Genomic DNA, 14,672 nt, shown 5'->3' on the forward strand with positions numbered 1-14,672 from the left:
ATGAAACAGATGAATGCCGAAGAAGCGGCAGAAATTATCCAGCACGATGATATGGTGGCGTTCAGCGGTTTTACGCCCGCAGGTTCCCCAAAAGCGCTGCCCGCTGCGATTGCCCAACGAGCCCGCGAACAGCATCTGGCCGGGAAGCCCTTCCAGATCCGCCTGTTGACCGGAGCATCAATTAGCGCAGCCGCTGATGATGCGCTATCAAAGGCTGACGCCCTTTCCTGGCGTGCGCCTTATCAAACGTCACCCGGCCTGCGTGAGAAAATCAATCAGGGCCAGGTAAGGTTTATCGACCTCCATCTGAGTGAAGTGGCGCAGATGGTTAATTACGGTTTTTTCGGCGACATCGATGTCGCTGTCATCGAAGCCTCCGCCATTACGCCTGATGGTCGGATCTGGCTTTCCAGTGGTATCGGTAATGCGCCCACCTGGCTGCTGCGGGCGAAAAAAGTCATTATTGAATTGAATCATTACCATAGCCCACGAGTGGCGGAGCTTGCCGACATTGTGATCCCCGGGGCGCCGCCGCGCCGTAACAGCGTCCCCATTTTTCATACCATGGATCGCATAGGCAGCCAGTACGTTCAGATAGACCCGAAAAAAATCATCGCGGTAGTCGAAACCGAGCTACCCGATGCCGGAAATGCGTTGGATAAAACCAATCCTGTCTGCCAGCAAATCGCTGACAATGTGGTCTCCTTCCTGCTGGAAGAGATGGCGCGCGGACGCATTCCGCCAGAATTTCTGCCCCTGCAAAGCGGCGTCGGTAATATTAACAATGCGGTCATGGCGAGACTCGGTGAGAACCCCGATATTCCACCTTTTATGATGTATTCAGAAGTGCTGCAGGGATCGGTGGTACATCTGCTGGAAACAGGTAAAGTCACCGGTGCCAGCGCCTCCAGCCTGACGGTATCTGCGCCATCTCTGCGGAACATTTATGACAATATGGATTTCTTCGCCAGCCGGATAGTGCTGCGCCCGCAGGAGATCTCCAATAACCCGGAGATCATCCGTCGGCTGGGGGTTATCGCGCTCAACGTCGGTCTGGAATTCGATATCTATGGCCACGCCAACTCCACGCACGTCGCGGGGGTGAACCTGATAAACGGTATTGGCGGCAGCGGCGATTTCGAACGCAACGCCTACTTGTCGATATTCATGGCTCCGTCGATTGCCAAAGAGGGGAAAATATCCGCCATCGTGCCTATGTGTAGCCATGTCGATCACAGCGAACACAGCGTCAAAGTGATCGTCACCGAACAGGGGATTGCCGATCTGCGCGGATTATCCCCGCTACAACGGGCGCACACCATCATCGACAACTGCGCCCATCCTCTGTACCGCGATTATCTGCACCACTATCTGGAAAACGCCCCTGGCGGACATATCCATCACGATCTCAGCCATGCGTTCGATCTGCATCGTCACCTGCTGGAAACCGGCTCTATGCTGGGTTAATTTTCCGTACCATCACGATCCTCAGCAATCTGCTGGAGCATCGTGGTGGTATAGCGATGATTTTTCAGCGAATAGAGAAACTCCTGCATGTACATTGGGCTGCCGGGAGCATCAAAATACTTCAGCGTCGACGGATTCACTAAGCGCCAGGCAAAATAGGGAATCACCGTCAGAAACTGTCCACGCTCCACCGCGCTGATCTTGGCCATAAAGCTGTAAGGACGATAAATAATCGTCGGGTTGATCCCGCTGGGGCGCATCCAGGCATCCAGCATCGCCTCAAAATTGGCCCGATTCTGGAAACGCATTTGTAGCCAGGGTAGCTCTCGCAGCAGATCCTGCGGCTGTTTTTCCTCGTAACGCCGGGATACCAGAAACCCCAGACGCAAAGGAGGTAGCTCACTGACCGCCAAGTTTTCCAGCCCCTGCACGCGAGGGGAAACATGCTGCGGTGAAATAATAAAATCAAGCTGCCGGTCGAACAGGTTATCGATCACCTCATTCTCGCTGAACTCCACCGCCTGGGTGGTCACCCCTTCGTATTTATCACCAAGGCTAATCAACTGGTCAAAAATAATGGTCGGATAGGTATTGTCGATTCCGATAACGACATCCCGTCGGCGACGAGAAGAGTTGTGGATTTCGTTATCAATAGCTGAGAGCCGCTGATAGACAGGAAAGAGTTTCTGGTACAGGTCCTGCCCGGCCTTATTGAGGCTGATGTTATTATCTTTACGATTAAACAGCGTATAGCCTATTTGCTCTTCCAGTGCGGCGATGCTTTTCCCGAAGGGTGATGCGGTCATATGTATTTTTTCTGCAGCTCTGGCGATGTTATTGGTCTGTGCCAGCAGAATAAAATTACGCATCTTTTTTGAGATAAAAATATCCATAGTCACCTCATAAAATCACTATGGCATATCCTCATTCAGACCAAAAAAAAGACTCGCGGTGCGGTCTCATTTTTACAGTTACTCACAGAAAAAACCCGGCTGGGTAGCCGGGTCTGCAATCATTACTGCGCTTTAGCAGGCGTTGCCACTGCCTGACCCGCTGCGGGCTCCAGCTGGAACACCACATCAACCTGATCGTCAAACTGAATCGTCGGCTGCTCGTAGGTTTCCTGCGCAGATACCGGGGCATCGGCGGCTTTCATCATCCGTACCATCGGGCTCGGCTGATAGTTAGAAACGTGGTAGCGCACGCTGTACACCGGGCCGAGCTTGCTGTTGAAACCAGCGGCCAGCTCTTTTGCCTGATGAATAGCATCATCGATAGCGGCTTTACGCGCCTTATCTTTATAGGACTCTGGCTGCGCAACGCCAAGCGATACAGAACGGATTTCGTTCAGACCCGCTTTCAGCGCGCCATCCAGCAGAGAATTCAGCTTGTCTAACTGACGCAGAGTGACCTCAACGGTGCGCACTGCGCGGTAGCCTTTAAGGACGCTTTTGCCGTTCTGATAGTCGTAGTCTGGCTGCGTGCGCAGGTTAGCGGAGCTAATGTCTTTCTTCGCGACACCGCTCTGTTCAAGGAAAGAGAGGTATTGCGCCACGCGATCGTCAGCCTGTTTCTTCGCGGTCGCGGCGTCTTTCGCGGCGATATTGACTTCAATGGACATGGTCGCAATATCCGGAACCGCATCCACGCTCGCTGTGCCAGAGGTGACAATGTGCGGGCCATCCGGCAATTCATTTGCCTGGACCGCGGTTGCACTTAAACCAATCAATGCCGCCAGGGCCATCACTTTGAATTTCACTGTCGTTCCTCCTTGTTACGTAGTTCACCCAAAACAGGGCGCATGCCAGCAAGCTTAGCTTCAGACCGGCAAAAGTCCATAAGATAACGCTTAGTTGAACAGGGACTGAACGTGCGTAACACCTTCTTTCGCCAGCTGAAAAGCGATAAACCACATCACCAGACCGACCAGAATATTGATGATGCGTTGCGCTTTAGCCGTTCGCAGACGCGGGGCCAGCCAGGCGGCCAGCAGCGCCAGACCGAAGAACCACAGGAATGAGGCGCTGACGGTGCCGAGCGCAAACCAACGCTTCGGTTCCATCTCAAGCTGTCCGCCCAGGCTTCCCAGCACCACAAAGGTATCGAGATAAACATGCGGATTGAGCCAGGTCACCGCCAGCATGGTGGCGATAATCTTCCAGCGCCCCTGCTTCATCACCTCAGCGCTCGCCAGCTCAAGGTTGCTGCTCATCGCCGTTCTCAGCGCGCCAAAACCGTACCACAGCAGGAACGCTACGCCCCCCCAGGTGACCAGCGCCAGCAGCCACGGCGACTGCATCAACAGTGCGCTGCCGCCAAAAATCCCGGCGCAGATAAGCAGCAGATCGCTGACCGCACACAGCAGAGCAATCATCAGATGATACTGGCGACGGATCCCCTGATTCATGACAAAGGCGTTTTGCGGACCTAGCGGCAGGATCATGGCAGCACCAAGAGCAAGACCTTGAAAATAATAAGATAACACGATAATTTTCTCGTACAGTTCGTTAATGAGCGAGACTATAACGCGAGAGAATCATTAGAGGAAATTGATAATATTAATCAGACATTAGAGTTGCTAATTAGCATTAATGTAAAAAGGGCCGGTTAAACCGACCCTCTGCATTTTACTCTGCGCTGCTTTCTGCTGAACGCTTCACGTGCACATCCATCTGCGGATACGGGAAGCTGATACCGTTGGCATCGAAGTCACGCTTAATGTGCTCCAGCACGTCCCAGTATACGGCCTGCAGATCGCTACTTTTGCTCCACGCACGAATAACGAAGTTGATTGAGGAAGCACCCAGCTCGTTCAGACGCACGGTCATCTCACGGTCCTTCAGAATACGATCGTCAGACTGCAGGATCTGCATCACCAGCGCTTTCACCTTGTCGATATCGGTGTCGTAGGCCACGCCGATGATGAATTCATTACGGCGTACCGGCTCGCGGGAGAAGTTGATGATGTTGCCAGCGATGATTTTCCCGTTCGGGATAACCACGATTTTGCCATCCACGGTACGCATGGTGGTGGAGAAAATCTGTACGTTCAGCACGGTACCGGCGACGCCGCCGAGGTCAACATATTCACCGGCGCGGAAAGGACGGAACATCACCAGCAGCACGCCGGCCGCCAGGTTAGAGAGCGAGCCCTGCAGTGCCAGACCAACGGCCAGACCCGCGGCACCGAGTACCGCGATGACCGATGCGGTCTGCACACCCACGCGACCCAGCGCCGCAATCAGCGTAAACGCGATGATGGCATAACGCACCAGTGCGGCCAGAAAATCCGCCACAGTGGCATCAATTTTACGTGCCACCATCAGACGATTGATGGTGTTGGAAATGATCCGTGCCGCAATCATACCGACGATAACAATGGCCAGCGCCGCGACGATGTTGACGGCATAGCTCAACAGCAGCTCCTGGTTGCGCACCAGCCAGCCACCGGCATTATTTATACTGTCGACAACATTTAAATCTTCCATTTACCCTTCCTTTTGAAGAACCCTAACCATGCCAATGAGATCAGCATCACAAAAAAAGTTAACGACAAAGGTTAACAAAATTCACAGAATTTGCCATTTTTCAGAATCACCTGAGCCACAGCAAAACGTAAAATAAGAAGATTCTATGGCGTAAAGAGATTATTCCACGGGCCGGTCGATCATGCGTAAAAACCCACTCACTAACGGGTCTTTTTGCGCGAAAAGGCGGGCAATATCGGTCACAACCTTTCCGCTGTCGGCGACTTTCCATGCCACCGAAAGTGGCGAAGGACGGCGAGGATTTACCACTTCACGCACCACCAGCGCCCCCGACTCCACGTAGGGGCGGCTCAGGCGCTCGGGCAGAAAACCGACGCCCAGCCCACTTAAATGACAGGCGAGCTTGGTGGCGATATCCGGCACCTTGATCTCTTTTTGCCCGCTCAACAGCCACGCCACCCGACGGGTCAGCGTTCGCGAAGTGTCATCAATATTAATGGCCGGGTAGCGACGCAAGATATCGTCGGAGAGTACCGGTGCCGGGTGGCTGGCCAGCGGATGCGACGCGGCAATCACAAATTGCCAGCCGACATCGCCGAGAGGTAATAATGAGATGGTGTTAGAGAGCGACTCCGATCCGGTGACGCCTACCGCCAGGTGGAAATCGTCGTACAGTAAGGAATCCCAGACGCCCATATACACCTGGCGCGAGACCTGGAAACGAGTAAAGGGATATTGCTGATGCAGCCAGGTGAGTAAATCTGCGGCGGCCTGCGGCTGGTACAGCAGGTTGTTCACTACAATATTCACCTGCCTTTCTACACCTTCGTTAATTTGCTGCAGTTCGTCCGGCATAGCATCGAGCCAGTTCAGCCACTGGCGGCAATGTTCCAGCAGATGCTGCCCGGCAAGCGTCAGGCTCACCGAACGGGTGGTGCGCAGAAAAAGCTGTGTGCCGACCTGCTCCTCCAGCGTTTTGATGCGGTAGCTTATCGCCGCCGGTGTTTTATGTAACGCGCTGGCGGCACGGGAGAAGCTCTCCGTCTCCGCAACCCGAATAAACGTTCGAATAGTTTCCTGATCCAGCATGATCCCTCCCGCATTGCAATGTCTGTAGCCAGTCCAGCGCCACCACCATGCCGGTCAGTATATCCGCGCCGGAGGTATGCCCGACAGACAATAAACGTCGAATGGCGGGGAGCGAGTTACGTCCCGACTGCAGGTGTCGCAACACGCGTAATACCGGGGTGGAGAACATTCCCTCTCTGGCGCTATTAAGATAACTACAGCTTACAGAGGTTGTCAGAAAAGCGAGTTGACCGGCAGGGGGTAAAAACGCGGTTCCCTGCAATCTTGCGGCCCAGGGCGTCGTCCACAGCACCGCCATCGCACCGGTAAGCATATCATCGCCGCCGGGAGTCAGCCCCGGCCCCTTGCCGATAAGCATTGACCACTCCGGTACACCACCTCGGTGCCAGATCCGCAGCCCATCCCGCAGCAACCGGTAATCTTCCTGCTCGCTGTTAAGTTCATGGAGAGAACCGCACAGGCCGGTTGGCGCCTGCAGCGAAGAGAGCGCCGGGCGGCATAGCTTCCCATGCCCTGCCATCAGCGCCAGTACTCGCCGGGCGCGCAGCACCATGCCGTCGCCCTGCAGACGCAGGCCCTGCTTTTCAACGTGTTGAAGCGTGGAGATTAAGGAGAAGTCGCGTGTCGACAGCAGCAGCCCGCCGGGCCCCATGCCTTTGCCATAGCGCCAGAAGGTCAGCAACTGCCCGTTGCGATGGGAAAAGTTTACCGCCTGGGTAAAACGGCTGTGCAGGCTCCAGTAACCATCGGCGAGACGGTCGAGCCCGGCACAGGCCAGTGCATCAATATTCATAATGAATCAACTCCGGGGCGGCCTGTGCCGCCCCTACCTGTCAGGCGCTGATATGATGCAGCTCTGCCAGTGCTTCCAGCGCTTTTTCAAAGCACAGCAGCGGCGCACGCACGGTGCCTGCCCCCACCTGCCCGATCCCGGCTTCGCGGTGGGCAATACCGGTGTTGATAAGCGGCGTAATACCGGTTTCGACTACCCGACGAACGTCCAGACCGAGACAGGCACCTTTGAAATCCCACGACGGGATCTGGAACAACGGGTTATGGTCGAGATAAATTTCAGCCATCTCCTCTGATGTTTCCAGCGCAGCCCCCATACCGCCGGCACCAACAAAGCGCGTAACGCCCGGGGCCGCAATCATCGCAGCGCCGCCGATACCCAACGTTTCGGTAATCGCACTGTCGCCGATATCCGGGTTCGCGTCGGCCTGGCTGTAGCCGGTGAAGAACAGCCCCTGCGGCGTATTCACCGGAGCAGTAAACCAGCGATCGCCGGTGCCGCTAACGCGGATCCCGAACTCACGACCGTTTCGCGTCATGGCGGTGACAACCGATCCGGCTTTGATTTCTGCCGCAGCGTCCATCACCGCTTTGCTGTAGGCCATCGCCAGGTTCAGGAAGAACTGGTCGGTGACGCTCAGGAACTGCAGCACATCGGCAAGCTCGGCTTTATCGCGATCAAGACGGGCGATAACCGGCGACAGCGCGCGCAGCAACAACGAAGAAGCGGCGATATTACGTTGATGGAACTCATCACCCATGGTGATAGCCTGCGCCATCATGGCGGTCAGATCCACGCCACCTTCCATCTCGCTGAGCGCTGCCTGTAGCACCGGAGCTAAGGTATCGCGCATCCAGCGCAGACGCTGCTGCACGTCTTCGCCGTAGGCACCAAAGCGCATCACCTTACCAATGCCTTCGTTCAGGTTGCAGCAGGCCTCATTGCCGTGCACCACATCACGCACCACCAGCACCGGCATGGTCGCCGAGGTAATACCGCCCATGGGACCCACTGCGCCCACATGGTGGCATGGAATAAACTCGACTTCGCCCTGCTCCAGCAGACGCACCGCGTCGGCTTCGCTGCTCGCCCAACCTTCAAACATGGCCGCGCCGATACAGGCTCCGCGCATCGGTCCGGTCATATCCTGCCACGCGATCGGCGGCCCGGCGTGCAGCAGCTTGCGCCCCTGCGCCAGCACCGGCACCGCTTCTTTCGCCGGGCGAACCGCTATCCAGTGAGGACGCGCTGCTTTAATTCGTTCAATGATGGCTTCGTTAGCCTGCGCAATTGATGAATACATATCTGTACCTCTGAACTTAACGTAACTGTTTGAGTAAACTGGCGAGACGCGCGTTACCACCGGCAACGGGCGCCCACTGATAGTGCACAACCGGCGTGTTGCTGCTTTGCAGATCCAGCGCGAAGCTACGCAGCCCGGCGTTGATCACCTGCACCCCGTCGAGCAGTGAATAATGCACATCGTGATGGGTATGGGCCTGCTGATGGGTAAGACTCACCGCCAGCAGCACCGCCTCTTCCAGGGTTTCCGCCACCGCGATACCTGCCTCACGTAGCTTTTCGCTTTGCCCGGAGCGCCCCTGCGGATCCTGCTCGGTACCGGTTAAGGTAGCGATGGTGACCAGCGGTGCGTTTGTCCCACGTTTCGCCTGCAGTTGTGCAATAGCATCCACCACGGCTCCGGCAGGATCTTCACAGGCGCCGTAGCCCAACACCACGTCGAGCAGCAGCACGCCCACTTCTGGCTGCGTCGCCAGCTTTTCGATTTCGATAGTGCGGGTCGTCGGGTCGATCATCGGATGCGGACGGCCCAGGGTGTAGCTGTCATCGCCAAGATCAACAATACGATGGCCACCCTGCGCCAGCATGACGCCGTCCGGGTGGTCTGCGCTGAGAGGAATGCCGAGGCTTGCGGAAAGCAGCATCGCCGCTTCGGCTGCCAGCGTGCCACCGGCATACAGGCCATGAATGGTTTTCCCAGCGACCATCGGTTGCAGACCACGCTGTTGCTCAACGTGCGCCAGCAGCACCGCCAGACGCGCAGCGTCAGACAGCGACGTTGCCAGCCAGACGTTACCTTCGCGGCGCTGCTCCGGTTTGCTCCCGAGGAACAGCGCCACCACCGGTTTATTCAGGGTTTGCATCGCCGTGATAATGCGTTGACGAACTTCTGCGGCCGGGGGCTTAGAGACAAAGGTAATCACCTGCGTGGCGTCGTCACCGGCCAGCATCTCCAGCGCGGTCAGCGCGCTGATACCGCCAACGTCGGCGCTTAAATCACGCCCGCCAAGACCAATGGCGTGGGAGATCCCCTGCTGGTGCAGGGCAATCTGCGAAGTTATCTCCTGGATCCCGGTGCCGGATGCACCGATGACACCGATATCCCCTTTCGGCAAAACGTTGGCAAACGCCAGCGGGCTACCGGCAATCATCGCAGTGCCGCAGTCCGGCCCCATGACAATGAGACCGCGGGATTGCGCCAGCTTTTTCAGCTCCACTTCCTGCGCCAGCGGCACGTTGTCGGAGAACATCATCACGTTTTTATCTGCGAGCAGCCCTTCACGAGCCACGTCTGCGGCATACTCGCCCGCTACCGACACCAGCAGAAGATTAGCCTGCGGCAGTTTCTGGCAGGCACTCTCCCAGCGGCGCGCTTTCACCAGTTGGCTGGAGCTACCGGACGCATTGGCGATGGCGTTCAGCTCTTTCTCAAGCTGCTCACGGATAAGATCCATGATCCCCGGCACTTCCTGGGTCGTGCGCACCGCAACACAAATATCGTTCGGCGTCGCACTGGCGAAGTCGTCATGCCAGAACCCGGTAGAATCGAGCATCGATTTATTAGCCGGCGTTCCCATCATCACGGACACCTGATCGACCTCCGGGCGTTCGCTTAATTTGCGGGAAATAATCATCAGGATGACGGAGTCCTGAAAACTTCCCTTCTTAATAAAGGCGTAAATCATTACCGCTACCTCTTTATGAACGTTTTTCTTTTAAAAACAGCATACTGATAAGCCCCACCACCAGAAGCGCAGCAGAGACATAGAAACTGGACGCCAGGCTGCCGGTAATATCACGGGCAGCACCGGCAATAATCGGCGCCAGAATGGAGGAGCTCATACCAATGAAATTGAACAGACCGAAGGCGGTGCTGTAGTTGTTCTCATCCACGCTGTCCGCAACCAGCGCCACCAGCACCGGATCGAGCGCCAGTTTGCCCACCAGGCCATAGATGCAGAGCGCCACGATGACCCCGGTCATGCTCGGCATCCAGACGATGGAGAGCATGCTGAGAATTGCCACCGGCACCAGGAACATAATCAGCGGTTTGCGGCGACCTAATTTGTCGGAAAGACTGGAGAATAACAGTGCGCCGGGAATAGATATCCACGCCACCAGCGAAGAAATAAACCCGGTTTCACTACCGGCAATTCCACGCTCATTTTGCAAATAATAAGGAAGCCAGGTCAGAATAACGAAGAATCCAAACAGGCTACAGAACACCATAATATAAGTCAGAATAAGGTTGCGGTTTTTCAGTAAATCGCTGAATTTACCTTTTTTAACCGCCTGACCATTTTCATCTTTGCTGCGTTTTTTCTCTTTTACGAATAGCCAGATGGCAACCCCCACCAGAATAGAAGGGATAGCCATGGCGTAAAACGGCATACGCCAGGAGTAACCTTTATCGTAGACCAGCCAGCTTGAGGTCATCAGACCGAGGGCAATACCGAACGCCATCCCGCTATTGATAATCGCACTACCAAGAGAACGGTATTTTTTCGGGATCTGCTCTGAAGAGAGGCCATACTGCGGGCCGTAATAGGTGCCTTCGCCAGCCCCGGTCACCACGCGGGCGAACAGCAAGGTGGTCCAGGTCTTGGCCCATCCGGTCACAGCAGTGAAGGCGCCAAACAGAATAAAGCCCGGTACCAGCACCTTTTTCTTACCAATTTTGTCGCCCAGTACCCCGGCCGGGACCTGCAGCAGCGCATAGGAGAAGTAGAATACCGAGTTCAGGATCCCAAGCTGGGTGCCGGTTAAACCAAACTCTTTTTCCAGTTCACCCATCACCGGGTTAAGAATGGTGCGATCGGCATACATAAAGATCCACCCTAACCAGAACAGGAATACCGTTACCCACCATGCGGGTATCCCTCTTTTTTTCGGCACATCGGCCACTTCACACGATCCAGACATAAGCAATCTCCCGGTAATCATTACCGTTGAATACCTCAGTCAATGAGGTTTGATGTTTAACTGTCTTCAACTTATCGGGTCGTAGCACTATTTCATTTGCGCGAAATCACACTATATCCATTGTTATAAATTACTGAGCATTACCCATGTGATTATTAAAAAAACTCTAATAATGATTATTAAATATCGTTAAATAAAAACCACACTAGCATAAAACATTAGCGAGATATTTTTACCAATAGATGAATTCCTCTTACGATCACAATTTAAATTAATAAATCTTATATTTTGAGGGGGAAATATTTCTATTATTTGAGGTCAGAATGAAAAAGAAACTGGTCATTGCGCTGGGTGGTAACGCATTGCTACAGCGCGGAGAAGCATTAAGCGCCGAGAACCAACAGCGCAGCATTCAGCTGTTCGCCAGAATGGTCTCTGAACTGGCGCGTGACTATCAACTGGTCATCGTCCACGGCAACGGCCCGCAGGTGGGTTTACTGGCGCTGCAGAATGCGGCCTATCGTGAGTCTCCGGCGTGGCCGCTGGATATTCTGGTCGCAGAAAGCCAGGGGATGATTGGTTACGCCATCGCCGAAGGGGTTTCTCAGTACGCCGACGCCCTGCCGGTGACGACACTTCTGACCCGCGTGGTGGTGGATCCGGAAGATGAAGCCTTCCAGGCTCCGGGGAAATTTATCGGCCCGGTCTATCCGGCGGAACAAAAAGCAGCGCTCGAGCAACAGCATGGCTGGCAGGTGAAAGCGGATGGGCAGTACGTTCGCCGGGTTGTCCCCTCCCCTGCACCACTGAAAATTGTCGACAGCGCGGCGATTGAAACACTGATGGCCGCCGGGCATCTGGTTATCTGCTGCGGCGGTGGCGGTATTCCGGTGGTGGAGCATGAACACGGCTATCAGGGCGTAGAAGCGGTAATTGATAAGGATTTGACCGCCGCGGTGCTGGCACAGTCCATCGATGCCGATATGCTGCTTATTCTCACCGACGCCGATGCCGTCTATCAGGACTGGGGCACGCCGCAGGCGCGTGCATTGCGGAAGGTGACGATTGAAGAGTTAGCGCCCTTTGCCGCACCCGACGGCGCGATGGGGCCGAAAGCCGCCGCGGTTATCCAGTTCGTTCGCCGTAGCGGAAACCCGGCCTTTATCGGAGCGCTAAAAGATGCGCCGCAGATCCTCAGCGGAGAAAAAGGCACCTGCATTCACTAAAAAAAATGGCTTCCCGAGGGAAGCCATTTTATTGCCATCAGGCAGATTACAGTACGTCTACCGCGTTCAGTTCTTTGAACGCCTGCTCCAGACGAACGATCATGCTGCTCTGTGCAGCACGCAGCCATACGCGCGGATCGTAGTACTTCTTGTTCGGCTGGTCTTCGCCTTTCGGGTTGCCCAGCTGACCTTGCAGGTAAGCTTCGTTGGTTTTGTAGTACTGCAGGATACCGTCCCAGGTCGCCCATTGGGTGTCGGTATCGATGTTCATTTTCACAACGCCGTAGCTCACGGAATCTTTGATTTCCTGAGCAGAAGAACCGGAACCGCCGTGGAACACGAAGTTCAGGCTGTTGTGCGGCAGGTTGTGTTTCTTAGAAACATATTCCTGAGAATCACGCAGGATAGTCGGGGTCAGAACCACGTTACCCGGCTTGTACACGCCGTGTACGTTACCGAAGGAAGCAGCGATGGTGAAACGCGGGCTGATTTTGCTCAGTTCAGTGTACGCGTAATCAACGTCTTCCGGCTGGGTGTACAGTGCAGAAGCGTCCATGTGGCTGTTGTCCACGCCGTCTTCTTCACCACCGGTGCAACCCAGTTCGATTTCCAGGGTCATGCCGATTTTGGACATGCGAGTCAGGTACTTAGAGCAGATCTCGATGTTCTCGTGCAGAGACTCTTCGGACAGGTCAATCATGTGAGAAGAGAACAGCGGCTTACCGGTGGCTGCGAAGTGTTTTTCACCCGCGTCCAGCAGACCGTCGATCCACGGCAGCAGTTTCTTAGCGCAGTGGTCAGTGTGCAGGATAACCGGAACACCGTAATGCTCAGCCATCTGGTGAACGTGATGCGCGCCAGAGATAGCACCCAGGATTGCAGCGCCCTGAGGAACGTCGGTTTTCACGCCTTTACCCGCGATGAACGCAGCGCCACCGTTGGAGAACTGAACGATAACCGGTGCTTTAACTTTTGCTGCGGTTTCCAGAACGGCGTTGATGGAGTCAGTCCCCACGCAGTTAACAGCTGGCAGAGCAAAGTTATTTTCTTTTGCTACCTGGAACACTTTCTGAACGTCATCACCAGTGATCACGCCAGGTTTTACGAAATCAAAAATTTTAGACATGTTACGTAGTCCTGTATCTTCGGCCGTTAGAAATGGGTGCGTGCTTGTATAGCGCGCTGAAAAATGGGCAGGTTTCCCTGCCCTTTAGGTCTTACTTCTTAGCGCGCTCTTCGAGCATTGCTACTGCTGGCAGTACTTTACCTTCCACGAATTCGAGGAATGCGCCGCCGCCAGTGGAGATGTAGGAAATCTTGTCAGAGATACCGAACAGGTCGATAGCGGCCAGCGTGTCACCGCCGCCTGCGATAGAGAACGCGTCGCTGTCAGCAATGGCGTTAGCCACGATTTCGGTACCTTTACGGAAGTTCGGGAACTCGAACACGCCAACCGGGCCATTCCACAGAATGGTTTTGGCATTTTTGAGGATATCTGCCAGTTTCTGTGCAGAAACATCACCGAGGTCCAGGATCTGCTCTTCATCTTTGATGTCGTTAACAGATTTCAGGGTCGCGGTGGCGGTTTCAGAGAACTCGGTCGCCACGCGAACGTCAGTCGGAACCGGGATATCGCAGGTCGTCAGCAGGCGTTTAGCTTCGTCAACCAGGTCTGCTTCGTACAGGGATTTACCCACGTTGTGGCCTTGAGCGGCAACGAAGGTGTTAGCGATACCGCCGCCGACGATCAGCTGGTCAGCGATTTTGGACAGAGAATCCAGAACGGTCAGTTTGGTAGAAACTTTAGAACCACCGACGATAGCAACCATCGGGCGAGCCGGTTCTTTCAGCGCTTTACCCAGAGCGTCAAGCTCAGCGGCCAGCAGCGGGCCTGCACAAGCAACATCAGCAAATTTGCCGATACCGTGGGTAGAGGCCTGCGCGCGGTGCGCGGTACCGAATGCATCCATCACGAACACGTCGCACAGTGCAGCGTATTTCTTAGACAGCGCTTCGTCGTCTTTTTTCTCGCCTTTGTTGAAGCGAACGTTTTCCAGAACCACCAGTTCACCAGCAGCAACGTCAACGCCGTCGAGGTAGTCTTTCACCAGGCGAACCGGGCTGGAAAGTTTTTCTTTCAGGTAGTTAACTACCGGAAGCAGAGAGAATTCTTCGTTGTACTCGCCTTCGGTCGGACGACCCAGGTGGGAGGTAACCATCACTTTCGCGCCTTGTTTCAGGGCCAGTTCGATGGTCGGCAGAGATGCACGGATACGCGCGTCGCTGGTCACTTTCCCTTCTTTAACCGGCACGTTCAGATCCGCACGGATGAAAACGCGTTTGCCAGCCAGATCCAGATCGGTCATCTTAATTACAGACATGGTG

13 protein-coding genes are annotated in these 14,672 nt (G+C 55.0%); 2 read left to right on the forward strand and 11 right to left on the reverse strand.

The window, feature by feature from the left end:
* Entirely contained in the window at positions 1-1,467 is a 1,467-nt protein-coding gene (locus tag C7387_RS13165; RefSeq protein ID WP_006818384.1) for an acetyl-CoA hydrolase/transferase family protein, read from the forward strand.
* On the opposite strand, the gene srsR is transcribed toward C7387_RS13165, so the two are convergent.
* The 9 genes from srsR to C7387_RS13210 all read right to left on the reverse strand — a co-directional run bounded on the left by srsR (position 1,464) and on the right by C7387_RS13210 (position 11,061).
* Positions 1,464-2,360 (reverse strand): LysR family transcriptional regulator SrsR, encoded by an 897-nt coding sequence (srsR, locus tag C7387_RS13170; protein ID WP_006818383.1) that lies wholly within the window; start codon positions 2,358-2,360, stop codon positions 1,464-1,466. The two genes, C7387_RS13165 and srsR, sit on opposite strands and share 4 nt — an antisense overlap.
* Positions 2,361-2,482: 122 nt before the next feature.
* Complete coding sequence (locus C7387_RS13175) at positions 2,483-3,226, reverse strand: oxidative stress defense protein (RefSeq protein ID WP_120816847.1); 744 nt, start codon at positions 3,224-3,226, stop codon at positions 2,483-2,485.
* A gap of 90 nt (positions 3,227-3,316) precedes the next feature.
* A complete protein-coding gene (gene argO, locus C7387_RS13180) occupies positions 3,317-3,952 on the reverse strand; it encodes an arginine exporter ArgO (protein ID WP_038255523.1) in 636 nt (211 codons plus the stop codon).
* Positions 3,953-4,094: 142 nt separating this feature from the next.
* Positions 4,095-4,955 (reverse strand): small-conductance mechanosensitive channel MscS, encoded by an 861-nt coding sequence (locus C7387_RS13185; RefSeq protein ID WP_006818380.1) that lies wholly within the window; start codon positions 4,953-4,955, stop codon positions 4,095-4,097.
* 159 nt (positions 4,956-5,114) lie between these two features.
* On the reverse strand, positions 5,115-6,044 hold the full coding sequence (allS, locus tag C7387_RS13190; RefSeq protein WP_040903225.1) for an HTH-type transcriptional activator AllS: 930 nt from the start codon (positions 6,042-6,044) through the stop codon (positions 5,115-5,117).
* The gene (locus C7387_RS13195) at positions 5,962-6,837 is read right to left on the reverse strand and encodes an oxamate carbamoyltransferase subunit AllH family protein (RefSeq protein ID WP_244922375.1); all 876 of its coding nucleotides are present in this window, start codon (positions 6,835-6,837) and stop codon (positions 5,962-5,964) included. The genes allS and C7387_RS13195 overlap by 83 nt, the downstream gene beginning before the upstream one ends.
* A gap of 40 nt (positions 6,838-6,877) precedes the next feature.
* On the reverse strand, positions 6,878-8,140 hold the full coding sequence (locus C7387_RS13200) for a YlbE family protein (protein WP_006818377.1): 1,263 nt from the start codon (positions 8,138-8,140) through the stop codon (positions 6,878-6,880).
* Positions 8,141-8,156: 16 nt separating this feature from the next.
* Positions 8,157-9,824: an acyl-CoA synthetase FdrA gene (locus C7387_RS13205; protein WP_120816849.1), complete on the reverse strand. Its 1,668-nt coding sequence runs from the start codon at positions 9,822-9,824 to the stop codon at positions 8,157-8,159.
* Positions 9,825-9,837: 13 nt separating this feature from the next.
* Positions 9,838-11,061, reverse strand: coding sequence for an MFS transporter (locus tag C7387_RS13210; protein ID WP_038255529.1), 1,224 nt, complete (start codon positions 11,059-11,061; stop codon positions 9,838-9,840).
* Positions 11,062-11,384: 323 nt separating this feature from the next.
* On the opposite strand from C7387_RS13210, the gene C7387_RS13215 reads away from it, so the two are divergent.
* The gene (locus tag C7387_RS13215) at positions 11,385-12,287 is read left to right on the forward strand and encodes a carbamate kinase (RefSeq protein ID WP_038255532.1); all 903 of its coding nucleotides are present in this window, start codon (positions 11,385-11,387) and stop codon (positions 12,285-12,287) included.
* A 46-nt stretch (positions 12,288-12,333) separates the two neighbouring features.
* Here the strand turns inward: C7387_RS13215 and fbaA are convergent, their stop codons facing one another.
* Both fbaA and pgk read right to left on the reverse strand, forming a co-directional pair.
* Positions 12,334-13,413 carry a class II fructose-bisphosphate aldolase gene (fbaA, locus tag C7387_RS13220; protein WP_038255533.1) on the reverse strand — a complete coding sequence of 360 codons (1,080 nt, stop codon included), beginning with the start codon at positions 13,411-13,413 and terminating at the stop codon, positions 12,334-12,336.
* Between the two features lie 91 nt (positions 13,414-13,504).
* Positions 13,505-14,668: a phosphoglycerate kinase gene (pgk, locus tag C7387_RS13225; protein WP_038255535.1), complete on the reverse strand. Its 1,164-nt coding sequence runs from the start codon at positions 14,666-14,668 to the stop codon at positions 13,505-13,507.
* Positions 14,669-14,672 lie beyond the last annotated feature (4 nt).

Origin of the sequence: Yokenella regensburgei (genome assembly GCF_003634235.1) — a bacterium.
GTDB lineage: Bacteria > Pseudomonadota > Gammaproteobacteria > Enterobacterales > Enterobacteriaceae > Yokenella > Yokenella regensburgei.

What these genes read in the sequence shown, in the direction of transcription:
- pgk (WP_038255535.1), bottom strand. Translation starts at nt 14,668, where the DNA reads ATGTCTGTAATTAAGATGACCGATCTGGATCTGGCTGGCAAACGCGTT.
- C7387_RS13195 (WP_244922375.1), bottom strand. Translation starts at nt 6,837, where the DNA reads ATGAATATTGATGCACTGGCCTGTGCCGGGCTCGACCGTCTCGCCGAT.
- allS (WP_040903225.1), bottom strand. Translation starts at nt 6,044, where the DNA reads ATGCTGGATCAGGAAACTATTCGAACGTTTATTCGGGTTGCGGAGACG.
- C7387_RS13185 (WP_006818380.1), bottom strand. Translation starts at nt 4,955, where the DNA reads ATGGAAGATTTAAATGTTGTCGACAGTATAAATAATGCCGGTGGCTGG.
- srsR (WP_006818383.1), bottom strand. Translation starts at nt 2,360, where the DNA reads ATGGATATTTTTATCTCAAAAAAGATGCGTAATTTTATTCTGCTGGCA.
- C7387_RS13205 (WP_120816849.1), bottom strand. Translation starts at nt 9,824, where the DNA reads ATGATTTACGCCTTTATTAAGAAGGGAAGTTTTCAGGACTCCGTCATC.
- C7387_RS13165 (WP_006818384.1), top strand. Translation starts at nt 1, where the DNA reads ATGAAACAGATGAATGCCGAAGAAGCGGCAGAAATTATCCAGCACGAT.
- C7387_RS13215 (WP_038255532.1), top strand. Translation starts at nt 11,385, where the DNA reads ATGAAAAAGAAACTGGTCATTGCGCTGGGTGGTAACGCATTGCTACAG.
- fbaA (WP_038255533.1), bottom strand. Translation starts at nt 13,413, where the DNA reads ATGTCTAAAATTTTTGATTTCGTAAAACCTGGCGTGATCACTGGTGAT.
- C7387_RS13200 (WP_006818377.1), bottom strand. Translation starts at nt 8,140, where the DNA reads ATGTATTCATCAATTGCGCAGGCTAACGAAGCCATCATTGAACGAATT.
- C7387_RS13210 (WP_038255529.1), bottom strand. Translation starts at nt 11,061, where the DNA reads ATGTCTGGATCGTGTGAAGTGGCCGATGTGCCGAAAAAAAGAGGGATA.